28 protein-coding genes are annotated in these 24,110 nt (G+C 42.9%); 19 read left to right on the forward strand and 9 right to left on the reverse strand.

Features of this window, described 5'->3' with window-relative positions; genetic code table 11:
- Positions 1 to 22: 22 nt before the first annotated feature.
- Positions 23 to 1,381, reverse strand: coding sequence for an IS1182 family transposase (locus NSQ09_RS15075; RefSeq protein ID WP_041339714.1), 1,359 nt, complete (start codon positions 1,379 to 1,381; stop codon positions 23 to 25).
- Between the two features lie 126 nt (positions 1,382 to 1,507).
- Positions 1,508 to 2,065, reverse strand: coding sequence for a hypothetical protein (locus NSQ09_RS15080; protein ID WP_017694906.1), 558 nt, complete (start codon positions 2,063 to 2,065; stop codon positions 1,508 to 1,510).
- Positions 2,066 to 2,185: 120 nt separating this feature from the next.
- Between NSQ09_RS15080 and NSQ09_RS15085 the strand changes: the two genes are divergently transcribed.
- Positions 2,186 to 2,800, forward strand: a complete 615-nt coding sequence (locus NSQ09_RS15085) for a TetR/AcrR family transcriptional regulator (RefSeq protein ID WP_341031873.1) — start codon at positions 2,186 to 2,188, stop codon at positions 2,798 to 2,800.
- Between the two features lie 138 nt (positions 2,801 to 2,938).
- Here NSQ09_RS15085 and NSQ09_RS15090 read toward each other — a convergent pair whose 3' ends face one another.
- From NSQ09_RS15090 to aprX, 3 genes are all read right to left on the reverse strand, one after another.
- Positions 2,939 to 3,295: a hypothetical protein gene (locus NSQ09_RS15090; RefSeq protein WP_003231786.1), complete on the reverse strand. Its 357-nt coding sequence runs from the start codon at positions 3,293 to 3,295 to the stop codon at positions 2,939 to 2,941.
- 78 nt (positions 3,296 to 3,373) lie between these two features.
- Entirely contained in the window at positions 3,374 to 4,198 is an 825-nt protein-coding gene (locus NSQ09_RS15095; RefSeq protein ID WP_072557160.1) for an MBL fold metallo-hydrolase, read from the reverse strand.
- 109 nt (positions 4,199 to 4,307) lie between these two features.
- Complete coding sequence (gene aprX, locus NSQ09_RS15100; RefSeq protein ID WP_041336030.1) at positions 4,308 to 5,636, reverse strand: serine protease AprX; 1,329 nt, start codon at positions 5,634 to 5,636, stop codon at positions 4,308 to 4,310.
- A gap of 224 nt (positions 5,637 to 5,860) precedes the next feature.
- On the opposite strand from aprX, the gene NSQ09_RS15105 reads away from it, so the two are divergent.
- The 3 genes from NSQ09_RS15105 to NSQ09_RS15115 all read left to right on the forward strand — a co-directional run bounded on the left by NSQ09_RS15105 (position 5,861) and on the right by NSQ09_RS15115 (position 7,603).
- On the forward strand, positions 5,861 to 6,094 hold the full coding sequence (locus tag NSQ09_RS15105) for a hypothetical protein (RefSeq protein WP_014476869.1): 234 nt from the start codon (positions 5,861 to 5,863) through the stop codon (positions 6,092 to 6,094).
- A 279-nt stretch (positions 6,095 to 6,373) separates the two neighbouring features.
- Positions 6,374 to 7,081: a poly-gamma-glutamate hydrolase family protein gene (locus NSQ09_RS15110; protein ID WP_121591822.1), complete on the forward strand. Its 708-nt coding sequence runs from the start codon at positions 6,374 to 6,376 to the stop codon at positions 7,079 to 7,081.
- Positions 7,082 to 7,150: 69 nt separating this feature from the next.
- Positions 7,151 to 7,603 (forward strand): OsmC family protein, encoded by a 453-nt coding sequence (locus NSQ09_RS15115; protein WP_017694910.1) that lies wholly within the window; start codon positions 7,151 to 7,153, stop codon positions 7,601 to 7,603.
- Between the two features lie 13 nt (positions 7,604 to 7,616).
- Here the strand turns inward: NSQ09_RS15115 and ebrB are convergent, their stop codons facing one another.
- From ebrB to NSQ09_RS15130, 3 genes are all read right to left on the reverse strand, one after another.
- Positions 7,617 to 7,970 (reverse strand): multidrug efflux SMR transporter subunit EbrB, encoded by a 354-nt coding sequence (ebrB, locus tag NSQ09_RS15120; protein ID WP_121591823.1) that lies wholly within the window; start codon positions 7,968 to 7,970, stop codon positions 7,617 to 7,619.
- A gap of 13 nt (positions 7,971 to 7,983) precedes the next feature.
- Positions 7,984 to 8,301: a multidrug efflux SMR transporter subunit EbrA gene (gene ebrA, locus NSQ09_RS15125; RefSeq protein ID WP_015483253.1), complete on the reverse strand. Its 318-nt coding sequence runs from the start codon at positions 8,299 to 8,301 to the stop codon at positions 7,984 to 7,986.
- Between the two features lie 134 nt (positions 8,302 to 8,435).
- Positions 8,436 to 8,714 (reverse strand): hypothetical protein, encoded by a 279-nt coding sequence (locus NSQ09_RS15130; RefSeq protein ID WP_041336033.1) that lies wholly within the window; start codon positions 8,712 to 8,714, stop codon positions 8,436 to 8,438.
- Between the two features lie 88 nt (positions 8,715 to 8,802).
- On the opposite strand from NSQ09_RS15130, the gene NSQ09_RS15135 reads away from it, so the two are divergent.
- From NSQ09_RS15135 to NSQ09_RS15180, 10 genes are all read left to right on the forward strand, one after another.
- The gene (locus NSQ09_RS15135) at positions 8,803 to 9,216 is read left to right on the forward strand and encodes a YmaF family protein (RefSeq protein ID WP_072592536.1); all 414 of its coding nucleotides are present in this window, start codon (positions 8,803 to 8,805) and stop codon (positions 9,214 to 9,216) included.
- A gap of 99 nt (positions 9,217 to 9,315) precedes the next feature.
- Positions 9,316 to 10,260 carry a tRNA (adenosine(37)-N6)-dimethylallyltransferase MiaA gene (gene miaA, locus NSQ09_RS15140; RefSeq protein WP_029726461.1) on the forward strand — a complete coding sequence of 315 codons (945 nt, stop codon included), beginning with the start codon at positions 9,316 to 9,318 and terminating at the stop codon, positions 10,258 to 10,260.
- A gap of 39 nt (positions 10,261 to 10,299) precedes the next feature.
- The gene (gene hfq / locus NSQ09_RS15145) at positions 10,300 to 10,521 is read left to right on the forward strand and encodes an RNA chaperone Hfq (RefSeq protein ID WP_003221097.1); all 222 of its coding nucleotides are present in this window, start codon (positions 10,300 to 10,302) and stop codon (positions 10,519 to 10,521) included.
- 195 nt (positions 10,522 to 10,716) lie between these two features.
- Complete coding sequence (locus tag NSQ09_RS15150) at positions 10,717 to 10,989, forward strand: YmzC family protein (RefSeq protein ID WP_014479841.1); 273 nt, start codon at positions 10,717 to 10,719, stop codon at positions 10,987 to 10,989.
- 81 nt (positions 10,990 to 11,070) lie between these two features.
- Positions 11,071 to 11,301 (forward strand): hypothetical protein, encoded by a 231-nt coding sequence (locus NSQ09_RS15155; RefSeq protein WP_003245262.1) that lies wholly within the window; start codon positions 11,071 to 11,073, stop codon positions 11,299 to 11,301.
- 242 nt (positions 11,302 to 11,543) lie between these two features.
- Positions 11,544 to 11,936 carry a class Ib ribonucleoside-diphosphate reductase assembly flavoprotein NrdI gene (gene nrdI, locus NSQ09_RS15160; RefSeq protein ID WP_003231758.1) on the forward strand — a complete coding sequence of 131 codons (393 nt, stop codon included), beginning with the start codon at positions 11,544 to 11,546 and terminating at the stop codon, positions 11,934 to 11,936.
- A complete protein-coding gene (gene nrdE, locus NSQ09_RS15165) occupies positions 11,896 to 13,998 on the forward strand; it encodes a class 1b ribonucleoside-diphosphate reductase subunit alpha (protein WP_014479842.1) in 2,103 nt (700 codons plus the stop codon). The genes nrdI and nrdE overlap by 41 nt, the downstream gene beginning before the upstream one ends.
- Before the next feature lie 17 nt (positions 13,999 to 14,015).
- Positions 14,016 to 15,005: a class 1b ribonucleoside-diphosphate reductase subunit beta gene (gene nrdF / locus NSQ09_RS15170; protein ID WP_003231754.1), complete on the forward strand. Its 990-nt coding sequence runs from the start codon at positions 14,016 to 14,018 to the stop codon at positions 15,003 to 15,005.
- A 49-nt stretch (positions 15,006 to 15,054) separates the two neighbouring features.
- Positions 15,055 to 15,675 (forward strand): hypothetical protein, encoded by a 621-nt coding sequence (locus tag NSQ09_RS15175; RefSeq protein ID WP_121591824.1) that lies wholly within the window; start codon positions 15,055 to 15,057, stop codon positions 15,673 to 15,675.
- 117 nt (positions 15,676 to 15,792) lie between these two features.
- Positions 15,793 to 16,943 (forward strand): IS3 family transposase gene (locus tag NSQ09_RS15180; protein ID WP_087614160.1). Its coding sequence is split into 2 segments (ribosomal slippage): positions 15,793 to 16,066 and positions 16,066 to 16,943, totalling 1,152 coding nucleotides; the frame shifts between segments, so codons are not numbered across the junction.
- Positions 16,944 to 17,028: 85 nt separating this feature from the next.
- Here NSQ09_RS15180 and cwlC read toward each other — a convergent pair.
- Positions 17,029 to 17,796: a sporulation-specific N-acetylmuramoyl-L-alanine amidase gene (gene cwlC, locus NSQ09_RS15185; protein ID WP_041336037.1), complete on the reverse strand. Its 768-nt coding sequence runs from the start codon at positions 17,794 to 17,796 to the stop codon at positions 17,029 to 17,031.
- A 618-nt stretch (positions 17,797 to 18,414) separates the two neighbouring features.
- Here cwlC and spoVK point away from each other — a divergent pair.
- From spoVK to glnA, 5 genes are all read left to right on the forward strand, one after another.
- Positions 18,415 to 19,383, forward strand: coding sequence for a stage V sporulation protein K (gene spoVK, locus NSQ09_RS15190; RefSeq protein WP_003231746.1), 969 nt, complete (start codon positions 18,415 to 18,417; stop codon positions 19,381 to 19,383).
- A 132-nt stretch (positions 19,384 to 19,515) separates the two neighbouring features.
- Complete coding sequence (gene hflX, locus NSQ09_RS15195; RefSeq protein WP_213414505.1) at positions 19,516 to 20,778, forward strand: GTPase HflX; 1,263 nt, start codon at positions 19,516 to 19,518, stop codon at positions 20,776 to 20,778.
- A gap of 17 nt (positions 20,779 to 20,795) precedes the next feature.
- Positions 20,796 to 22,061 carry a methionine gamma-lyase family protein gene (locus NSQ09_RS15200; RefSeq protein WP_341031887.1) on the forward strand — a complete coding sequence of 422 codons (1,266 nt, stop codon included), beginning with the start codon at positions 20,796 to 20,798 and terminating at the stop codon, positions 22,059 to 22,061.
- A gap of 109 nt (positions 22,062 to 22,170) precedes the next feature.
- Positions 22,171 to 22,578, forward strand: a complete 408-nt coding sequence (gene glnR, locus NSQ09_RS15205; protein ID WP_003238341.1) for a transcriptional repressor GlnR — start codon at positions 22,171 to 22,173, stop codon at positions 22,576 to 22,578.
- A gap of 58 nt (positions 22,579 to 22,636) precedes the next feature.
- Positions 22,637 to 23,971 carry a type I glutamate--ammonia ligase gene (glnA, locus tag NSQ09_RS15210; protein ID WP_003231737.1) on the forward strand — a complete coding sequence of 445 codons (1,335 nt, stop codon included), beginning with the start codon at positions 22,637 to 22,639 and terminating at the stop codon, positions 23,969 to 23,971.
- Positions 23,972 to 24,110 lie beyond the last annotated feature (139 nt).

Genomic DNA, 24,110 nt, shown 5'->3' on the forward strand with positions numbered 1-24,110 from the left:
CAGACCTCTTCGAGTTCATCATTTAGGCCATTTTTGGACCTTGCCACGTCCAGTTGGCCATCTTCTTCAGGTTCATGGCAGCGAAAGTAAGCATCGCCTGCATCGACAATTTTTTAAGTCCCCTTAACGTTGTCCAACGCATGCCATGCTTTTCTTTTCCATCTGCGAATACACGCTCAATGGTTTCTTTACGTTTGGCATAAATCTCTTTCACCTCTGCGTGATAGCGAAGATGGTCTGCCTCTTCTACGTATTCCTGCCAAATATGACGCGTCACCACTTTCTGGTGGTCTTTACTCTCCGTACATCTGGCTAAAAATGGGCATGTCGCACAAATCTGTTTTGGCGATTTGTACTCCCGATATCCTTCTTTATTCGTTGTCGAGTAGGCCAAGATCTCACCTGCCGGGCAAAGATAACAGTCAAAGTATTCGTCATACACATAGTCATGTTTTCGGAAAAAACCTTTTTTCGTACGTGGTCGTGTGTATGGCAAGGCAGGGGTCATCCCCTGTTCCAATAAGTAACGGGTAATCGCAGGAGTTTTGTACGCGGCATCTGCGGCGACCGCTTCAGGCTTTCCGACTCTCTCTATGACCTTTCCGACCAATGGCTCTAAAATCTGACTATCATGTGTGTTGCCAGGTGTGACCATGGTGCCAAGCACAAAACCGTTACGATCCGCGGCTGCGTGAAAAGAATAGGCGAACTGCTTCGTCCGTTCATCCTTCACATAGTAACCACTCTCTGGATCGGTGGTGCTTTCTTTGATTTCTTTCTTCTCTTCCTTCTCAAACTTGTCCGGAGGAAATGTTTTTTTTCCGTGATCTTCCCGGTCCTGGTTAATCTCTTCTTGAAGGCGTTCCTGATACGCGCGTGTCTCTTTGCGAACGACTTTCTTTTCAAATTTGCGTTTGTTCGCACTCGCTTTAACATGGGTCGAATCCACGAAAACGTGCTCGGCACTGATTAGCTTTTTCTCGGCAGCTTCCTTTAAGATGCGATAGAAAATCTGTTCAAACAGATCGGTATCTTTAAAACGGCGTTCATAGTTTTTTCCGAACGTAGAGAAATGAGGCACTTTATCGTGAAAACCATACCCAAGGAACCAGCGATAGGCCATATTGGTTTCCACTTGTTCAATCGTTTGGCGCATGGACCGGATTCCAAACGTGTATTGAAGGAAGGTCAATTTAATTAAGATGACAGGATCAATACTGGGACGACCGATTTCTGAATACATGTCCTTCACCAAGTCATAGATGAACGAAAAATCAAGTGCTGCCTCTATTTTACGAACCAAGTGGCTGGCCGGTACCAATTGATTTAACGTAATCATTTCTAATTGATCTCGTTGAATGGGATTATGTTTCGAAAGCATGTCAATCACCTCAAGTTATGTAGTACTTCCATTGTAAAATAAAAAAGACTGTAGGCAAACTGGATTTCTTCCAGTTTGTCTACAGTCTGAAGGCCCTTTCCACTAGGGAAGGGCCTTTTCATCATGTTAACTCCTGAGATTCGCCGAAGTTTTCTCTTTTTTTGGCCAAATAAAATAGCTGGCTGTAATGAGAAAGTCAATGCCTATAATGACAGTCCACAGTTTAAGAATGCCGCTCAAAGCCTCGGTTCGGGCAGAGTCATTGATAAAATAGATCATCCCTGCCAATAGTCCCGCACCAATTAAGTAGGCCAGCACATGTTTTAGCCAGCCTTTCGCACCGTGCTTGGCATGGTCCATTCCAAAACGTTTCAGCGGTTTTGCGCCTTTTTTTGTCACATAATATTGAAACTTTTCATCTGCCCATTGAATCATTTGTTTCCCATAAGCGATTGATATACCGATGTAAACAGCTGCAATCCCATGGGCTGCGGTCGCTGAGGCTCCGCGGTAAAGGTCCACACCAGTTGCCGCTAACAAGATCAAATCGATAACTGGAGTTAAGGCAAGGAATAGCAGTCCTAATGTATGTCGTTTGAATACGTAGCGTACAGCAAGCCCCAAAACAATGACAACCCAAAACGCAATTTCACAGAAAACAATCATCCATGCGATACCGTTCAATCCATTCCCCTCTTTTCAATACAGTTGTATTATTTAAATAATATGTTACCATCTTTGTTTTTGTAACACAACTGTATTATAAAAATTGCTCTCTCATTTTTTTCTTGTTACAATAAAGCTATGCCAAAACAAATTGACCATGAGAAAAGAAGAAAACAAATTGCAGAAGCAACGTGGCGCGTCATTTTAGAACGAGGGATGGAGGGAGCATCAGCCAGAAATATTGCAAAGGAAGCAGGATTGTCATTAGGTGCGCTGCGCCATTATTTCTCTACACAGGATGAATTGCTTGCTTTTGCAATGAAACTTGTCCAAGAAAAGGTGACGGACCGAATTAAGGACATTGCAGTGAGGGATTTGCTCCCTAAGGAAAAAGTGTTGCAAATTTTGCTTGAAATGGTCCCGACGAATGAAGAAACGATTAGAGAGATGGAGGTTTGGTTTGCTTTTACTGCTTACGCCAGACATAAAAAGGATATGTTTGATGCGAATCATGACGGGATTTTCAGCGGCATGCGGAATCTGATTGCCTATTTAGATGAATCCGATTTACTGAAGCCGAATGCTGATAAAGACATTGAAGCTGAGAGACTTTACGCGCTTGTTGACGGCTTGTCTTTACATGCCATGCTTGACCCTGTGCGAGTGAATAAAGACCGAATCAAGCGGGTCATTATGCAGCATGTAGAGTCAATTTGCGTGGAAGGTAAACGTGAGACAGAAGAGAAGGAATAATGATAAATCTGTATAAAAACGGTTCAATAAAGTGCCTTGATCTATTTACTAAGTGTTACTGGATAGCTCGATATAAAGCAGCGCCTTTGAACGAAAGCTCAAAGGCGCTACGCTGTATTATTTTGATGAAAGTGGCTGTCAGCTGTGCTGGATATCAATTGTATATACTGCACGATCTGTTACGACCTTCAATCCTTCGTTTTCTTGGTGAATATGAATGTCACCTAATAAAGGAATCTCATAGGCATTTTGCGGAAGCGGTACGTTTCCGTCCTCAGTGAATGTTGTTCCTTCGCCTTCTAAAACAAGCTCTTCTTTCGCAACATAATCATCAGGATGATTCGTACTGCGTATAGCCACTTTTTGAAGGTGGAGAACAATCTGATCCAAGTCTGATATCTCTTCATCATGGGTCAATTCACCTTTTCTAATATCAAGCGTCTGGCCGACTTTTGATTCCAGCCATTGAGAAAGCTGTGTATTCGTGTGTGCCATCAATATTCCTCCTTTTGATCTACACGATACTATTCCCAATTGCTGCATCTTTTACACGGAAAAGAGCCGCCTCACTCTTTATGTATGAAACAATTCGCTGTTGAGAGCCTTGATATAGCGTACGGCAGAACGCTGGACCGCTTCACTGGCATTTTCTTTGACAACTTTAGAAAAAGCATTGTAAAGCCGGTTGAATTGAAGCGGTTTTACTTTGGCTGCTATTTCTTCAACTTTGGAGGCGGGAAGGGGAATGAGATTTGGGTAGCTGTACATAAAGCTGACCCAGTTTCGATCCGCCGCAACCGTAATGATATCTCCGGTCAATAGACAGCCTTTCCCTTCATTGCCCTTGCTCCAATGCAAAACAGCACCGCCTTTAAAATGTCCGCCCAGTCGGTAAAGGTCCAGTCCCGGCTTCATATTGAGCGTTTCCCCTGACCAGCAGTGAATGTGATTGCTTGGCCTTGTCACCCATTCTTTATCATCCTCATGGATATAGATCGGCGCCTGAAACGCTTCAGCCCACTCAACCTGAGTAGAGTAATAATGCGGATGAGACAAGGCGATGGCTTGAATACCGCCTAATTCGTTGATTTGGTCAATTGTCTTTTGGTCAAGATATGTCATGCAATCCCACAGCACATTGAAGCCCTTATGCTGGATAAGATGGGCTGTTTGTCCGATCGCAAACTCTGGTTCAGTTTTGATGCTGTAAAGATGCTCTTCTTCCTTTTTAAGGATGTTTTGAAGGTTTCCTTTCTCACGCATGTCTTCAAGGGTTGTCCAAGTTTGTCCATCGGGATGAATATACTGTCTTTCATCCTCGCAAATCAGACACGAGTTGGGCGGATCTACTGTCTGTGCATGTTGCACACCGCATGTGTTGCAGATATAATATGGCACTTTCTTCACTTCCTTCATCTATTTTCCATTATTCTACCTTATGATTATGAATATGCAAACAAAAAACCGGCAGTTCTGCTGAGAGAGAATTGCCGGCTTTTGATGATGTTTATTGGCCGGGAACGGAATTTTCTGCGTTGACAGCGCCCGCTCCGTACACATTCGGATCTTCATCTTTCCATTTGTCCGTGCCGTTTTTCAAAAGCTCTTTTACTTCATCAGGGGTAAGATCCGGGTTGTGCTGAAGAATTAAAGCTGCGATTCCTGCGCAAATCGGTGTTGCCATTGAGGTTCCTGACATTGTAAAGTACTGAGACCCTACACGGCTTGACTTTTGGAGCTTATCAATATAAGAATTCGGAGAGCGAAGGGAAATAATATTAACACCCGGCGCTAAAATATCGGGCTTTTCTTTCCCATATACTGTCGGGCCGCGGCTTGAGAAGGAAGCGACAGTATCATCATCGCTGCTTGCAGTATTGTTATCGTCAAGCGCACCTACTGTAATCACCTTTTCGCTCACGCCCGGGCTTGCAATGGTCTGCGAATCAGGGCCTGAGTTTCCGGCAGCGACACAGACGACAATCCCTGCGCTCCACGCTTCCTCAACCGCTCTGACTAACGGATCTTCCTGTTCATGATCATATCTAAGGGCATCGCCCCCGAGCGACATGCTAATAATATCAATCGGTTCATCGGGGTTGTCCTCATTGTATTGAATACACCACTCAACACCCTCTATAATATCTGCTAACGTTCCTGAACCCTGCTTGTTTAATACCTTTACGCCGATGAGATTGGCTTCCGGTGCAGGTCCGCGGTATTGACCGGAAGAGGATGCGCCGCTGCTTGCGACATCACCTGCACAGTGTGTGCCATGACCATTATCATCGTACGGCTCTGTTTTTTGATTGACCATGTCCGCGAATCCGATAATTCTGCCTTCTAGATCAGGATGCGGGTAGATTCCTGTATCGACAACAGCGACAGTAACACCTTTTCCTGTCAGGGTTTGCCCGTTTCTGACGACTTCCTTCGCTTGGCTTGCTTCGGTTGCCGTGTCTAAAAGCGCTTTGACTTCGCGGTTTAAATACACTTTACGGATATTGCTGCATTCAGAGAGAAGGGAATGTAATGCTGAAGGAGTAACCTCGGCGCTGCAGCAGTTGATTTTGTTGAAGCGGCTTTTTAGCTTGCTGCGTTTTTCTTTTTGCAGCACATCTCCAGCCATTTGAAAGCCGGTCTCGTGACAGCCTTCCTCAAATTCGATAATGACTGACATTTTTTTTCTGTTTTGCAATTTGGTTTCGAAAAATTTATGCAAGAAGCAAGGAGTCCATTTGAAGGGCTTGTAAAGCTGCAATACGGTTTCCCGTAACGGCCAATCTAGCTTGTGAGCATTTGCTCTCACCATTTGTACCATAGAGTACCCAAACATGTATTTTCCTCCTATTATAAGGTTCTCTGTATACTCTATGAACAGATGATAGGTTTGGTAAGTTTGTTTGTCCTCTGTAAGAGACAGACAAGAGTTTGTTTTTCTGAATCTTTCGCATTAGATACGATAGATTCAGAAGTTGAGGAAATCATTGGGGATTGAAAAAGAACGTTTGTTCGTATTATAATGTGGTCATATCAAACTGGGAAGGGGAGAGCAACCGTATGAATTTCTACTTGCACCGTTCTTTGGAAAGCCAAATGCCAATCAGCATTATATATATGAAGAAAGACGGAACGATTAGTAAAAGAACGATTATTGTGAGACAGAAAAGCAAAACGAAAATCAAAGCATTTTGTTTTTCGAAACAACAGATCAGAACATTTTTATTGGACTCTATCCTCTCCTGTGATTTTGTGAGAACAAATAAGCAAAATCTCTATTCTGCAGGCCGGTAACAGCTGTCCGTCTCAGCAACCGGGCAGCCTGTTACTAAAACCCTCCTTAAACCTATATACATTTATTTGCCAAGTGAGGTTGTTCCTACATTTTTTGTCTTTCCTCTCAACCTTTTTTCACTCTTATTTGAAATGAACCGCTAATAACCGTGACAATCAATTGATTTTTTGAAACCGGGAACTTTTTCACTGATGATATTGTGTATACAATGGTAAGATAAAACCTATTGGCTAAACCTCATATAATGAACCGCGCCATTCTTATGAAAGGAGTTAAACATGAGAAGATTTTTACTAAATGTCATATTAGTCTTAGCCATTGTCTTGTTCTTAAGATATGTTCATTACTCATTGGAACCTGAACCATCAAATCAGCCAGATACATATTCAAATTTCAGCAGCTTGGCAGAGAATGAGAGCCCAGCCGATTACGATATTTCATATAATGAGAAAAAAGGAAGCAAAGTCTTAATTATGTCTCCGCATGGCGGAAGAATTGAAGGCGGAGTAAGTGAGCTTGTTCGTTATTTCAATAATGAATACTCTACATACCTGTTTGAAGGGTTGAAGTCCCACGATAACCAAAGGCTGCACATTACAAGCACCAACTTTGATGAGCCATTGGCAAAAAAGAAAATCAAGGAGCATCAATATGTGGTGGCTTTTCACGGATATAAAGGGGAGAACAAGAATACGCTTGTAGGGGGAACAGACCGAAAGCGGGCGAAAATGATTGTGAGAGCCCTTGAGCGGAGAGGGTTTTCCGCTGAGTTAGCGTCGTCTAAAAGCGGTCTTGCTGGATTGAATGCCGAAAACATTAATAACCAAGGGGAAACGGGGCTAAGTATCCAGCTGGAAATCAGCCGTGAGCAGAGAGAAGCATTTTTTGATGATTTTTATTATAAAAATAGAAAATACACAAAGAACAGTGAATTTTATGCTTATGTCAGTGCGATCAAAGGTGTCCTGGAAAAAGAGTATTCGTAACAAGCAGATCAGAAGACAAAATAAGAGAAGATCAGTAGACTGAAATAGGATAAAAAAGGAGGCGAAACAATGGCAGATCATCATTTTTATTTAAAAGCGAATTGGCCGGGTAACCGCAATGATGTCGGTACGATTGAAAGCGGAAACCTGATCACATCGATTTCCATTCCTAAAGAAATGGATGGCCCGGGAGAAGGGACCAACCCAGATGAAATGCTTCTCGGGGCGGCAGCGACCTGTTACATTATTACACTTGCAGCGATGATGGAGAGAAGCGGGCTGGAAAAAGAAGACTTACAGATGGAGTCAGAAGGCATTGTCGACGTCACAAAAGGAGCCTTTACATACAAAAAGATCATTCACCGTCCCTCTGTCGTGCTTAAACATGATGCTTCACAAGACGACGTCGCATTGGCGCACAAGCTTTGTAAAAAAGCGGAGTCGTCATGCATGATTTCGCGTGCAATTCAAGGAAATGTCGAGCTGCAGCTTGAAGCCTCTGTGAAACTGGGTGGAGAATAAAGAAAACAGACGGTCACTCACAGACCGTCTGTTTTTTATCTTCAGCGTGGGCTTTCGATTGATTTAGCACGACCACGCCTGCAATGACAAGCGTGAGACCGAATACACCTTTTAAACTGATGGTTTCGCCAAAAAGCAAAAACCCGACAATTGCTGTAAGCGCGGTACCAACGCCCGACCATGTTGCATACGCGCTTGATAAGTCAATTGTTTTTAAAGAAAAGCTTAAAAACGTAAAAGCAGAAAGAAATCCGACTATGACGCCGGCAATGGGCCAGGCTTGTGTAAATCCTTCTGAAAGCTTCAGCATCGTGCTCCCAAACACTTCAGATACAATGGAGAGAGCCAAATAAAGCAATCCTCTCATCTTCATCACTCCTTTACTGCCAATTAAGTAACACGACCCCTGATAGTAATAAAAGAATCCCGATAAGCCCTTTGGCATTCAGATCTTCCTTGAACCATTTTACTCCGATCACTGTCGTCAGCACCGTGCCCGCTCCGCTCCAAGTCGCATAGGAGAGGCTCAGGGGAATATGGTTTAAAGTCAGGGACAGCATATAAAAGGCGAGGGAATAGCCAATAACGACCAAAGCACTTGGCTTCCACTTTTTGAAACCATCAGATACTTTCAGCATGGCTGCTCCTATCGATTCCGAACATATGGCAATCGTGAGGAATATATATCCTATCAACATCATGAATTCTCCTCACTATATTTTTAGATTAGAAAAAACTTCAGCTAGAAAAATATTAGTGTATGCCTATGTATGAGTCAAGAGATTCATTTTCACACACTTAAAAAGACCCCTTTTTAAGGGGCCTTTTGCGTTTAATAATAATAATAAGGGAACGGGGCATACGGATAATAGGGGTATCCGCCATAAAAATAAGGATTAAATAAAGCGCTTCCTATAAGCCCGCCTGCAAGGCCGCCGATAAACGGTCCTCCAAAAAATCCGAATGGCCGGCCAAACCCATAACCAAATCCGGGTCTTCCAAATCCATAACCGAACCCGAACGGTCTTCCAAACCCAAATGGTCTCCCGAATCCGAACGGTCTTCCAAATATTCTTGTATCTTCAGGGCTGAAATGCTCTAACTCGTTCATGTTTTCTTTCCTCCTGTAATAAAGTGTAGATGATGCAGTGTATTCACCCTGCCCGGATTTGATTGGGGGAATCGAGGAAAAGGAGGATGTGAACACATTGGGCCTGTATCAGTCTGACTGGTCAAAAGCACCGCCCCACGCACATGCCTATCATGTCAAAACAACGAGAGAACAGGGCCATTATCATCTCATTGAAGGGTTTACTCAGCCGGCAAACGGATCAAATACCGATCAGCATACACATTACTATACAGGGATCACTTCATTTGAAAACGGCCATTTTCATCGGTATTACGGAATCTCAGGGCCGGCGATTCCCTTAGCAGATGGCACACATTATCATGAAATCGAAGAAACGACATATCTGGCCTATAACGAGCCGATTGAGATCCAGTACGGAGGGGTTGTGTACGATCCCGGAGATGACAGAAGAAAAACGCATCGTCATAACCTAAAAGGAAAGACAAGGGAAATTGTCGGCAATGAGCCGCTCGGCTGGTAGAAGGATGTTTACCGAAGCAAAAAAAGGGCAAAATGGATAGGTGGTTGTCCATGTTGAATGCTATAATGGGGGGAGATTTATAAAAGAGAGTGATACATATTGAATAATACGAAGCAGCCCGTTGTCATTTTAGTCGGACCGACGGCAGTGGGGAAAACCAATTTAAGTATTCAGCTAGCCAAATCCTTAAACGCAGAAATTATCAGCGGAGATTCGATGCAGATTTATAAAGGGATGGATATTGGAACAGCTAAAATTACCGAACAGGAGATGGAGGGAGTGCCCCATCATCTGATTGACATTTTAGATCCCCAAGACTCTTTCTCTACTGCCGATTATCAAAGCTTAGTAAGAAATAAAATCAGCGAGATTGCAAATAGAGGAAAGCTTCCGATGATTGTCGGCGGTACAGGGCTTTATATACAATCTGTGCTTTACGATTATACATTTACGGAAGAGGCAAATGATCCCGTGTTTCGAGAGAGCATGCAAATGGCCGCTGAGCGGGAAGGCGTTGACTTTCTTCATGCCAAACTTGCTGCAGCAGATCCCGAGGCAGCAGCTGCGATTCATCCGAATAATACAAGAAGAGTCATTCGCGCACTGGAAATTTTACATACGTCCGGAAAAACGATGTCCCAGCATTTGAAGGAACAAAAACGAGAACTTCTGTACAATGCAGTGTTAATTGGCCTGACAATGGATAGAGACACGCTTTACGAAAGAATTAATCAGCGGGTCGATATGATGATGCAGTCAGGCCTTCTTCCGGAAGTGAAACGCTTATACGACAAGAACGTGAGAGACTGTCAATCAATACAGGCGATAGGCTATAAAGAGCTGTATGCATATTTTGACGGTTTTGTGACACTTTCCGATGCTGTCGAACAGCTAAAGCAGAACTCGAGGCGGTATGCGAAACGCCAGCTGACGTGGTTTCGCAACAAAATGCAGGTCACATGGTTCGATATGACACCGCCTGTTGATATGGAGCTGAAAAAAAAGGAAATTTTCACACATATAGCAGGAAAACTCGAACTTTAATCGAAAATGTATGATATAGAGAATCAAGGAGGACGAAACATGAAACCGATTAATATTCAGGATCAGTTTTTGAATCAAATCCGGAAAGAAAATACGTATGTCACTGTTTTTTTGCTGAACGGCTTTCAGTTGCGGGGCCAGGTGAAAGGCTTTGATAACTTTACCGTATTGTTGGAATCGGAAGGTAAGCAGCAGCTTATATATAAACATGCGATCTCAACGTTTGCGCCGCAAAAAAACGTCCAGCTTGAACTCGAATAGATCAAAAAATGCCATGTCAAGACATGAGGAAAGGCTGCCGGGGGTTCCCGGCGGCCATTTTTAACATGAATCCACTTTTGCTCCAAGCTTTTTGTGTAAGCTGACCATGCCAAGGCACGGTCTTTTTTTATGAGAACAACATACGGAAGTAAAAATGGTATATTATGTATAAAATGAATTTGGGGGTGATCGACCTTGTTTGAAAGTGAAGCAGAACTGAGACGAATCAGGATTGCACTTGTATGGATAGCTGTCTTTTTACTGTTCGGGGCGTGCGGGAATCAAGATACCATTATTGAAACAGACAGCGGCAATTCAGACTATGAAACGCCTCAGCCCACCTCGTTTCCACTTGAACATAACCATTTTGGCGTGATGGAGGACGGCTATATCAAAATTTATGAGTATAATGAGTCCCGCAATGAGGTAAAGCTGAAGAAAGAATACGCGGATGATGAGCTTGAATAAAATTCACAAGCATTCGAATTTACAAAGCGGATGCCAGCCGCTAAACTAAATACAGACACAGATCAAACAGAGGGTGAAAACATGAAGCATAAAGTGATCGTGAATCATTGGGAAGAAATTTGCGAAGATGATTCTTGCTATGAATACGGAACAAGTATCATTGTGAACGGAAAAGAATTAATCAGAGAAGCGTCAATTATCACTGCTTTGAAGGCGGTTTTAGAAGAGATCGGCGCGGATGTTGAAATAGAAGAAACAGTAGAGAGCGAAAAATGCTGTGATAGCTTAAGAAAAAAAAATCTAGACTACTAAGCAGTTTTTTTTCATGTTATGATATACATCGGCTAAAAACGACACCCCGAGTAGGACGAGAGATGATTCTCGTTCTGCTCTCTTTTTTGGGCCCTAATGAGTCTGCCCGTTTGCCTGATTTGATCAAAATATGAATTTTTCATAAAAACGAATCTATATATTGTGTTTTTGCTAGAGGGTAGTATACTATATATAGTGTTAGTGGTGAGAGATTCATATTTTTTGATAGGTCGTGATAAAACGTGGTACAAATCATATTTGATTCGAAAACAGGGAATGTTCAGCGGTTTGTGAATAAAACAGGCTTTCAGCAGATACGCAAGGTGGACGAAATGGACCACGTGGACACTCCGTTTGTTTTGGTCACCTACACGACAAACTTCGGCCAGGTACCGGCATCAACACAATCATTTCTCGAAAAATACGCCCATCTCTTATTAGGAGTCGCTGCGAGCGGCAACAAAGTATGGGGCGATAACTTTGCAAAAAGCGCCGATACCATTTCAAGACAATATCAGGTGCCGATCTTGCACAAATTTGAACTCAGCGGCACATCTAAAGACGTTGAATTGTTTACTCAGGAGGTAGAAAGAGTTGTCACAAAATCAAGTGCCAAAATGGATCCAGTTAAATAACGAAATCATGATCCAAAAAGATGGAAAATTCCAGTTTGATAAGGATAAAGAGGCTGTACATAGCTATTTTGTAGATTATATCAATCAAAACACAGTCTTCTTTCACGATTTAAAAGAGAAGCTGGATTATTTGGTTGAAAATCAATACTACGAAGAGGAATTCTTAAGCCTTTATTCTTTTGAAGACATTAAAGAAGTGTTTAAGACAGCTTACGCTAAGAAGTTTCGTTTTCCTTCCTTCATGAGTGCGTTTAAATTCTATAATGACTATGCTTTGAAAACGAATGACAAGAAAAAAATCCTCGAGCGTTATGAGGACCGGATCTCAATTGTTGCGCTGTTCTTCGCTAACGGCGACACTGAGAAAGCAAAAGAATATGTAAACCTGATGATCAATCAAGAATATCAGCCGAGCACACCGACATTTCTGAACGCCGGCAGAAAACGCCGCGGTGAACTTGTGAGCTGCTTCTTGCTGGAAGTCAATGATTCCTTAAACGACATTTCAAGAGCGATCGATATCTCCATGCAGCTTTCTAAACTGGGCGGAGGGGTTTCTCTTAACCTGTCCAAGCTTCGCGCGAAAGGTGAAGCCATTAAAGATGTTGAGAATGCGACAAAAGGCGTTGTAGGCGTCATGAAGCTTCTTGATAACGCGTTCCGTTACGCTGACCAAATGGGACAAAGACAAGGATCCGGCGCGGCGTATTTAAACATTTTCCACCGCGATATCAATGATTTTCTCGATACGAAAAAGATTTCTGCGGATGAAGATGTGCGTGTCAAAACGCTTTCGATCGGTGTTGTCATTCCGGATAAGTTCGTTGAGCTTGCACGCGAGGACAAAGCGGCTTATGTATTCTACCCGCACACGATTTATAAAGAGTACGGCCAGCACATGGATGAGATGGACATGAACGAAATGTACGACAAATTTGTCGACAACCCTCGGGTGAAAAAGGAAAAAATCAACCCGCGGAAACTGCTTGAAAAACTGGCGATGCTTCGTTCTGAATCAGGCTATCCATACATCATGTTCCAAGATAACGTCAATAAAGTGCATGCGAATAACCATATTTCCAAGGTCAAATTTTCTAACCTTTGCTCTGAAGTGCTGCAGGCATCTCAAGTTTCTTCATACACAGACTATGATGAAGAAGATGAAATCGGTCTGGATATTTCCTGCAACCTGGGTTCGCTTAACATTCTCAATGTCATGGAGCATAAATCAATCGAAAAGACAGTCAAGCTTGCGACAGACTCTTTAACACACGTGTCTGAAACAACTGATATCCGTAATGCGCCTGCTGTAAGACGGGCAAACAAAGCGATGAAATCAATCGGCCTCGGTGCTATGAACCTTCACGGCTACCTTGCGCAAAACGGCATTGCGTATGAAAGCCCGGAAGCGCGTGACTTTGCGAACACGTTCTTTATGATGGTGAACTTCTACTCCATCCAGCGTTCTGCGGAAATCGCAAAAGAGAAGGGCGAAACGTTTGATCAATATGAAGGCTCAACCTATGCGACAGGTGAATACTTTGACAAATACGTTTCTACTGATTTCTCACCGAAATATGAAAAAATCGCCAACCTGTTTGAGGGTATGCATATCCCGACGACAGAGGACTGGAAAAAGCTAAAAGCATTTGTGGCTGAACACGGCATGTATCACAGCTACAGATTATGCATTGCGCCGACAGGCTCTATCTCATACGTTCAATCAAGCACGGCGTCTGTTATGCCGATTATGGAACGCATTGAAGAACGAACATACGGCAACTCAAAAACGTACTACCCAATGCCTGGGCTTGCATCTAATAACTGGTTCTTCTATAAAGAAGCCTACGATATGGACATGTTCAAGGTTGTGGATATGATCGCCACTATCCAGCAGCACATTGATCAGGGAATCAGCTTTACATTGTTCTTAAAAGACACAATGACGACCCGTGATTTAAACCGAATCGATCTGTATGCACATCATAGAGGAATTAAAACCATTTACTATGCAAGAACGAAAGATACTGGGCAAGACAGCTGCCTTTCTTGTGTTGTTTGATTAAAGGAGAGTTTATAGTGACAAAAATTTATGACGCAGCAAACTGGTCAAAGCATGAAGACGATTTTACCCAAATGTTCTATAACCAAAACGTGAAACAGTTCTGGCTTCCGGAAGAGATTGCTTTAAACGGCGATCTCCTCACATGGAAGTACCTCGGAAAAAATGAGCAGGACACTTATATGAAGGTACTGGCCGGACTTACGCTTCTTGACACAGAGCAGGGGAATACGGGGATGCCGATCGTGGCTGAACACGTAGATGGCCACCAGCGGAAAGCGGTGCTGAACTTTATGGCGATGATGGAGAACGCTGTCCATGCAAAGTCGTACTCTAATATTTTCATGACCCTTGCACCGACTGAAACGATTAATGAAGTATTTGAATGGGTTAAACAAAATAAATATTTGCAGAAAAAAGCGCAAATGATTGTCGGGCTTTACAAAGCCATTCAAAAAGATGATGAAATTTCACTGTTCAAAGCGATGGTTGCTTCCGTCTATCTGGAAAGCTTCCTTTTCTACAGCGGTTTCTATTATCCGTTATATTTCTACGGACAAGGAAAACTGATGCAAAGCGGTGAGATCATTAACCTGATCCTTCGTGACGAAGCGATTCACGGCGTGTATGTCGGTCTCCTTGCTCAGGAAATTTATAATAAACAGACAGAAGAGAAAAAAGCAGAGCTTCGTGAATTTGCGATCGACCTTCTGAATCAGTTATATGAAAATGAGCTTGAATATACAGAGGACTTGTACGATCAAGTCGGACTCTCACACGATGTAAAGAAATTCATCCGCTATAATGCGAATAAAGCGCTGATGAATCTTGGATTTGATCCATACTTCGAAGAGGAAGATATTAATCCGATCGTTTTAAACGGATTAAACACAAAAACAAAATCGCATGACTTCTTCTCTATGAAGGGGAACGGTTATAAAAAAGCGACAGTTGAGCCGCTCAAAGATGATGACTTTTATTTTGAAGATGAAAAAGAGCAGATATAATATCTGCTCTTTTCGGCTTGAAGGTTCAAATGAGGAGGACGCAGTACCCATGGGAAAAATGGACGAAATGATTTTAGTTGCCCCGCGCGATGATGTGTTTAAGAAAGAAATCTTAACCTTCCAGGGCGTGTACAGTGAAGATAGCAGAGTAGCAGAAATCATGGCTCAGATTGAAGCGGCCTATCGTGAAATGAGAAGAGGAGACGCAGAAGAAGATCCGCGTTTCAAGCAGCCGATACCTTATGTCATCATTAAGCGTGAAGATGAAGTTTTTCTTTACGAGCGGCTGGCTGGCGGCGGTGAATCACGTCTGCACAACAAACTTTCTCTCGGCTTTGGCGGCCATATGAACGCCATCGAAGGGGCAGCTTCATTTGCTGAAGTCATAAAGCTGAACACAGACCGTGAGCTTGAGGAAGAACTGCAAATAAATGAAGAAGATAAACAGGCGATTGTCACACTGGGATTGATCAATGATGATGAAAACAGTGTTGGCAAAGTGCATATCGGTATTCTTTCTGCGCTTCAATTAAAGCCTGGCGCACAAGTGGAAGTGAAGGAGAAAGAACAAATTGCGGGTAAATGGATGAAAGTTTCTGAATTAAAACAGGATGACATCTACAACCGTCTGGAAACATGGTCACAGTTTGTTGTTGATATTCTTGAATAAAAAAACCCGGTTTCTCGCGATGAGGGACTGACCCCATAAGATGAGACAAATAAAAACACCTTCAAGTTTGAATACGGATGATTGTTATCCGAAATTAGACTTGGAGGTGTTTTTTCTATGGGGACAAGAGTGAGTTATCCGGTTGAAGTGAAACAGAAGGCTGTAGAAATGAGATTGGCAGGCGTACCTATGAAAGAGATCATGCAGGAGTTGAATATCAAAAATAATACGCAGATTAAGACATGGGTCAGATGGTATAAGGCTGGTGATACACATCGATTTGAACAGCCTGTTGGTAAGCAATACACTTATGGAAAAGGTCCGGAGTATTCTTCCGAATTAGAGAAACTGCAGGCAGAGAATCGATATCTGAGACAACAGAATGAAGTGTTAAAAAAGTACAACGAATTGGAAAGGAAGTTGATAGCCAAACGTCAGTCGAACTTGTAGAAGAATTGCACAGCACAATGACCGTGCAGGATATCTGTATTCATTTAGGTATCTCTCGCTCGTCTTATTATCGTTGGAAGAAGAATCTGAAGAAAGATCATCCCAAGCGCCATTTAGAAAAACAAATCGGCACGTTGTGCCGAGAGCACCAGTATCGATATGGATATCGAAAAATCACAGCTATATTAAAAAAGAGAATGTGTATTAACCATAAAACGGTTCAGCGTATTATGCAGAAAAATCAGTGGCAGTGCCGGGTTAAGGTGAAAAAGCGCAAGAAGAATGGGCAGCCATATGCCGTGGTCGACAATATATTAGATCGGAACTTTCAGTCTGATCATCCTCTTGAAAAACTAGTAACAGACATCACGTATTTGCCTTATGGACAGAAACAATTGTACCTTTCCAGTATATTGGATGTATATAATGGAGAAGTGATTGCTTTTACGATTGGAGATAAGCAGGACACAGACTTTGTCTTACACACACTTGATCAACTGCCAACACTGCCTGAGAACTGCGTGTTACATAGTGACCAAGGATCTGTGTATACATCTTACGAGTATCAGAAAGCTGTTAAAACAAAAGGCATTACCATGAGCATGTCCCGCAAAGGGACACCCGCTGATAATGCCTCCATCGAATCGTTTCATTCCTCACTAAAGTCTGAAACGTTCTATCTTAACAGCATTGATCGAACCACGACCGCCATCGTAGAACGCACTGTCATAGAATACATTCATTATTATAACAATATTCGTATTCAAACGAAACTAAACAACCAATCACCGATAAATTATCGGCAATTGGCTGTTTAAAAGGTGTTTTGATCCCTGTCTCAAAAACGGGGGTCAGTCCCATGAGGAGCCGGGTTTTTTTATGAGACGCTCGTCCCCGTCTCGGCTATGATTCTAGGATCACAATAGCGTCAAAGCCGGCATTTTTCGCTCTGGCAGCGAGGGTGTTTGCATTGTCTTTGGATGAAAATGCGCCAATCTGCACTTTGTATAATCCGTCCTTTAAAAGGACAATCGAGTCAAAACCTTTGGCTTCGGCTTTACTTGCGAGCGAGTCGGCATTCGCTTTGACTTTAAATGCGCCGATTTGAACCTTATATAACCCTGAGCTGGAAGTCTTTTTAAGGTTAAAGGCTTGCTCCAGCCCGTTTGCATGTCCTCTCGCTAAGCTTTGAATAAAACTGCTCGTTTTCAGCTTATTTGCATCGGCAACGGTATCAATGAAGCCGTTCTCGGTCAAGAGGGCAGGCATTGCCGACTCCCTTAGGACGTGGAAGTTCGCTGTTTTTTTGCCGCGATCGGCAAAGTCGACAGCTTGTATCACTTCAGAGTGAATTGCCGATTGATAAGTCGTCGTCGGGGCTCCTACACCTGGATAAATATAGCTTTCAAAACCTGTGCCTCCCCCGGAATTAACGTGAATGGACAAAAAGAAATCTGCTCCCCAGTTATTTGCGGCATTTGTCCGGTCGTTTAAGCTGACATATTGGTCGCTTGTCCGGCTCAGCAGCAAAGAAACGCCTTCATATTCATTAGTTAATATCGTACGTAAGGCTAAAGCGATTTGCAGGGTTAACGTTTTTTCCTGAAGGCCATTACCTGTTGCGCCTGGATCAGACCCGCCATGACCAGGATCAATAAAAATTTTAACCATTTTTCATCACCTCATTACAGGATATGAAAAAACACGGCTTCTGCTTGTACGATTATCATTCAACTGAAAAATGAGGAAATAACCCTTTCACACCGGAAATTATTTCTCGGGAAAGCGCACAATTCAACATGAAGCGACAACAGATACGGCCCGAAATGAAATATATGCATATGCCATATGTGGGTTCGGTTAACCTGCACTGATTCCTGCTGATTTTAAGCTTTGCGTTCATAAGCATTTGAAACGTAAATTGATGAGAAAAGCTCCTTTCATTAAAGACACCACTTTATAAATCGAAAAAAAGGAAAACACTTCAGGTATCTTAGGGTGGGTAATACGCTTCGTACAAAAAACAGCCCGTTGCATGAAAAAAGGATTGGCGAATGGAGAAAATAATGAAAAAGAAGTTCACCATGATACTCTGACAAAATGATTAAAAACAAAATCTCATGGTTTGTCCACCCCATGTTCGTGAATACAATAAGAAATAAAGTATTTCTCGGGAAAGCGCAGGATTCCTTATTGTTCCCGAAAAAAGCAATTGTTTCGACACATGATAGGCGTTTGTCACAATCGGCATCCGCTTGAATATCATATAGAGAGAACAGAGAGGTGAAGATGTTGGAGCGCGCTGTGACTTATAAAAACAACGGACAGATCAACATTATTCTGAACGGGCAAAAGCAGGTGCTGACGAATGCTGAGGCAGAAGCGGAATATCAGGCTGCATTGCAAAAAAACGAAGCAAAGCACGGCATTTTGAAGGAAATCGAAAAAGAAATGAGCGCATTAGTTGGGATGGAGGAAATGAAACGCAACATCAAGGAAATATACGCTTGGATTTTTGTGAACCAAAAACGCGCGGAGCAAGGCTTGAAGGTTGGAAAGCAAGCGCTGCACATGATGTTTAAAGGAAATCCGGGAACGGGAAAAACGACGGTTGCACGGCTCATCGGCAAGCTGTTCTTTGAAATGAATGTCCTGTCAAAAGGCCACTTAATAGAAGCGGAGCGGGCTGACCTGGTCGGGGAGTATATCGGACATACCGCCCAAAAGACGAGAGATTTAATCAAAAAGTCATTAGGTGGCATTTTGTTTATAGACGAAGCCTACTCGCTGGCAAGAGGCGGCGAAAAGGACTTTGGGAAAGAAGCGATCGACACACTTGTAAAGCATATGGAAGACAAACAGCATGAGTTTATTTTGATACTCGCCGGATATTCACGGGAAATGGATCATTTTCTCTCGTTAAATCCCGGACTCCAATCAAGATTTCCCATCTCCATTGATTTTCCGGATTACTCTGTGACCCAGCTCATGGAGATTGCGAAACGAATGATCGATGAAAGGGAATACCAGCTCAGTCAAGAAGCTGAATGGAAATTGAAAGATTACTTAATGACAGTGAAAAGCACGACAAGTCCCATTAAATTCAGCAATGGACGTTTTGTCAGAAATGTGATCGAAAAATCGATCAGAGCACAAGCCATGAGGCTTTTAATGGGAGACCAATACTTAAAAAGCGACTTGATGACCATCAAAAGCCAAGATCTTTCCATTAAAGAAGAAGCATCTGGATCTGCATAGACCTCTCAGTTTTTGAGAGGTCTGTTTTTTGCTCGTATTTCCGCATTTCAAAGCAATCGATTTGTGGTATACACATGCAGGGTTTGGTATGATAATACTACTGCCCAATATGCAAAAGAAAGGAACATCCATTTGAACGAACAAGAAACGATTCAGGAGAAAGCCATTTTAGTCGGATGTCAGCTGCCGCATATCACGGATGAGCATTTTGAAAATTCTATGGAAGAGCTAGCATCGCTGACAAAAACAGCAGACGGAAAAGTACTGACCAGCGTCACACAAAAACGGAACAGGGCTGACGCCGCTACATATATAGGAAAAGGGAAGGTAGAAGAGCTGAAGGCACTGGTGGAAGAGCTTGAAGCTGATCTCCTCATCTTTAATGATGAACTGTCGCCAAGTCAGCTGAAGTCATTGGCAACAGCAATTGAAGTGAAGATGATTGACCGCACGCAATTGATATTAGATATTTTTGCAAAGCGGGCGAGAACGAGAGAAGGCAAACTTCAAATTGAGCTGGCTCAGCTGCAATATGCACTGCCGCGTCTGACGGGACAAGGGATCAATCTCTCCCGGCAAGGCGGAGGGATTGGGGCAAGAGGTCCCGGGGAAACGAAACTGGAAACCGACCGCCGCCATATCAGAAATCGCATTCATGAAATCAACACACAGCTTTCCACTGTCATTCGCCATAGAAGCCGATACCGTGAAAGAAGAAAGAAAAACGGTGTGCTTCAAATTGCGCTTGTCGGCTATACAAACGCAGGGAAATCAACATGGTTCAACCGCCTGACGAGTGCCGATAGCTATGAAGAAGACCTCCTGTTTGCCACGCTTGATCCGATGACCAGAAAAATGGTCCTGCCAAGCGGCTACAGTGTTCTTCTTTCAGATACAGTAGGATTTATTCAGGATCTTCCGACGACATTGATTGCTGCATTCCGCTCAACGCTTGAGGAAGTAAAAGAAGCGGATTTGATCCTGCATTTAATTGATTCTTCAAATGAGGATTATGCGGGACATGAAAAAACAGTGCTTGGGCTTCTCGAGGAGCTTGAAGCAGATGATATCCCGATGCTGACGGCTTACAATAAACGTGATCAAAAACTGCCTGATTTTATACCGTCCGCCGGAAGGGATCACATTATGGTCAGTGCGAAATTTGAGGACGACGCTGCAGCCTTTAAAGAAGCGATTCAGCGCTATTTGCGCCAAGAACTGTTAACGTCTTTTGAAGCACATGTGCCGGCAAGTGAAGGGAAGCTCCTTTCCAGAATCAAATCGGAAACGATGATAGACCGCTTCTATTTTAATGAAGAAAATGAACAGTATGACATATCCGGCTATGTCCAAGAAGAGCAAAGTATCATCGGTGAATTAAAGAAGTATATGTAGGAAGGAAAAATAAAGACATGTTTGACACATTAACACACGGAGAATTATTGAAGAAAACGGCAATGGAAGTGGAAGCGGACATTGCCGGCATTCATAAACAAATAGAAGAAATCAGCGAGCGAAATGAGTGGAGAGTGCTTCAAAGCTATAGAAAACACAAAGTAAGCGACACTCATTTCACGCCGTCTACTGGATACGGCTATGATGATATCGGAAGAGACACGCTTGAAAGCATATATGCGGATGTGTTTGGCGGAGAAGCGGGGCTTGTAAGGCCGCAAATCATTTCAGGCACACATGCCATCTCAATTGCTTTGTTCGGTGTCCTCAGACCGGGGGACGAGCTCCTTTATATCACGGGCAAGCCGTATGATACGCTAGAGGAAATTGTGGGCGTCAGGGGTGGAGAAAACGCTGGATCGTTAAAGGATTTTCAAATCGGCTATAATGCGGTTGAACTGACGAAAGACGGAAAGATAGACTATGATGCAGTCGCCGCTGCGATCAATCCGAAGACAAAAGTAATCGGCATTCAGCGCTCAAAAGGATATGCGAATCGCCCTTCTTTCTTAATTAGTGAAATAAAAGAAATGATCCGTTTTGTAAAAGAAATCAATGAAAATCTGATCGTCTTTGTGGACAACTGTTACGGAGAATTTGTGGAAGAGCTTGAGCCTTGCCATGTCGGAGCCGACCTGATGGCGGGATCTCTCATTAAAAATCCCGGCGGCGGCCTTGCGAAAACAGGCGGCTACCTCGTCGGAAAAGCGAAATGGATTAAAGCTTGCTCATACCGTATGACGTCACCCGGCATCGGCAGAGAAGCAGGCGCATCTCTTTACTCGCTCCAAGAAATGTACCAAGGCTTCTTTTTGGCGCCTCACGTTGTGTCTCAAAGTCTAAAGGGAGCGGTGTTTACAGCGAGATTCCTTGAAAAACTCGGCTTCACTTCAAACCCGAAATGGGATGCGAAAAGAACGGATTTAATACAATCCGTTGAGTTTTCTGACAGAGAAAAGATGATTGCTTTTTGCCAGGCTATTCAATTTGCATCGCCAATCAATGCTCATGTGACGCCTTATCCAGCCTACATGCCTGGATACGAGGATGATGTCATTATGGCAGCAGGGACGTTTATTCAAGGAGCAAGCATCGAATTATCAGCTGATGGCCCTATCCGCCCGCCGTATGTAGCGTATGTTCAGGGAGGATTAACCTATTCGCATGTGAAGAATGCCATATGCAGTGCAGTGGATTCATTGATGGAAAAGCAATTAATTTAAATTTTTTAAAAATTTCTCTGGATTTGATGTTAAGAATCCTTACATCATATTGACACATAATATAACATCACCTATAATGAAACTAAGTTAAGAAAAGGAGGAAATTGAGATGAGTGATAATATTCGCCGCTCAATGCCTTTATTTCCAATAGGAATTGTCATGCAGTTAACTGAGTTATCAGCAAGACAAATTCGATATTATGAGGAAAATGGACTGATATTTCCAGCCAGAAGTGAAGGAAATAGACGATTATTTTCATTTCATGATGTAGATAAACTGTTAGAAATCAAGCACCTGATAGAACAAGGTGTAAACATGGCAGGAATTAAACAGATTCTGGCGAAAGCCGAAGCCGAGCCAGAACAAAAACAAAACGAGAAGACGAAAAAACCAATGAAACATGATCTGTCCGATGACGAACTGAGACAGCTCCTGAAAAACGAGCTCATGCAAGCCGGCCGTTTTCAAAGAGGGAATACATTCCGTCAAGGCGACATGTCCCGCTTCTTTCATTAATCCGTTAGCAACTGTTTTGCTATATACATTTACCTTTTAAGAGGAGGAATTTTACCAAATGGCAAAGTACACTAGAGAAGATATCGAAAAATTAGTAAAAGAAGAAAACGTGAAGTATATCCGTCTTCAATTTACTGACATTCTTGGAACAATCAAGAATGTTGAGATTCCTGTAAGCCAGCTTGGAAAAGCGCTTGATAATAAAGTCATGTTTGACGGTTCTTCTATTGAGGGATTCGTTCGTATCGAAGAGTCAGACATGTACCTGTATCCAGATCTAAATACATTTGTTATCTTCCCATGGACAGCTGAAAAAGGTAAAGTAGCACGTTTCATCTGTGATATTTATAATCCGGATGGCACACCTTTCGAAGGTGACCCGCGAAACAACTTAAAACGGATTCTGAAAGAAATGGAAGACCTCGGCTTCAGTGATTTTAACCTTGGGCCTGAGCCTGAATTCTTCTTATTCAAATTGGACGAAAAAGGCGAGCCAACGCTTGAACTAAACGACAAAGGCGGATATTTTGACTTAGCTCCAACTGATTTAGGAGAAAACTGCCGCCGCGATATCGTACTTGAGCTTGAAGAGATGGGCTTTGAAATCGAAGCGTCTCACCACGAAGTAGCACCTGGTCAGCACGAAATCGACTTTAAATATGCTGGAGCAGTCCGCTCTTGTGATGACATCCAAACATTTAAACTAGTTGTCAAAACAATTGCCCGCAAACACGGCCTGCATGCGACATTTATGCCAAAACCATTGTTCGGTGTGAACGGTTCAGGTATGCACTGCAATCTATCACTCTTCAAAAATGGTGTTAACGCATTCTTTGACGAAAACGCAGATCTTCAGTTAAGTGAAACAGCGAAACACTTTATTGCAGGTATCGTGAAGCACGCAACAAGCTTTACAGCAGTAACAAACCCGACAGTAAACTCTTACAAACGTCTTGTTCCTGGCTATGAAGCACCTTGCTATGTAGCATGGAGCGCGCAAAACAGAAGCCCGCTTATCCGTATCCCGGCTTCCCGCGGCATCAGCACACGTGTTGAAGTACGCAGCGTAGACCCAGCTGCTAACCCGTACCTTGCACTTAGCGTATTGCTTGCTGCAGGATTAGACGGAATCAAAAACAAACTGGAAGCACCAGCTCCAATCGACCGCAACATCTATGTGATGAGCAAAGAAGAGCGCATGGAAAACGGAATCGTTGACCTTCCAGCAACACTTGCGGAAGCACTAGAAGAATTCAAATCAAACGAAGTCATGGTCAAAGCGCTGGGCGAGCACCTATTCGAACACTTCATCGAAGCAAAAGAAATCGAATGGGACATGTTCCGCACACAAGTTCATCCTTGGGAGCGCGAACAGTATATGTCTCAGTATTAATCTTTCAATCCCTTGGCACTATTGGTGTCAGGGGATTTTTTATGTTAATAGGTAATAAATTATGGAGCGGCACTGCTAAAAAGCAGGGTCACTTTTAGTCTATTTCACTAATAATTCTATGTACTAAATTTTCAATTAG

The organism is Bacillus sp. FSL W8-1202 (genome assembly GCF_038006165.1).
Taxonomy (GTDB): domain Bacteria; phylum Bacillota; class Bacilli; order Bacillales; family Bacillaceae; genus Bacillus; species Bacillus subtilis.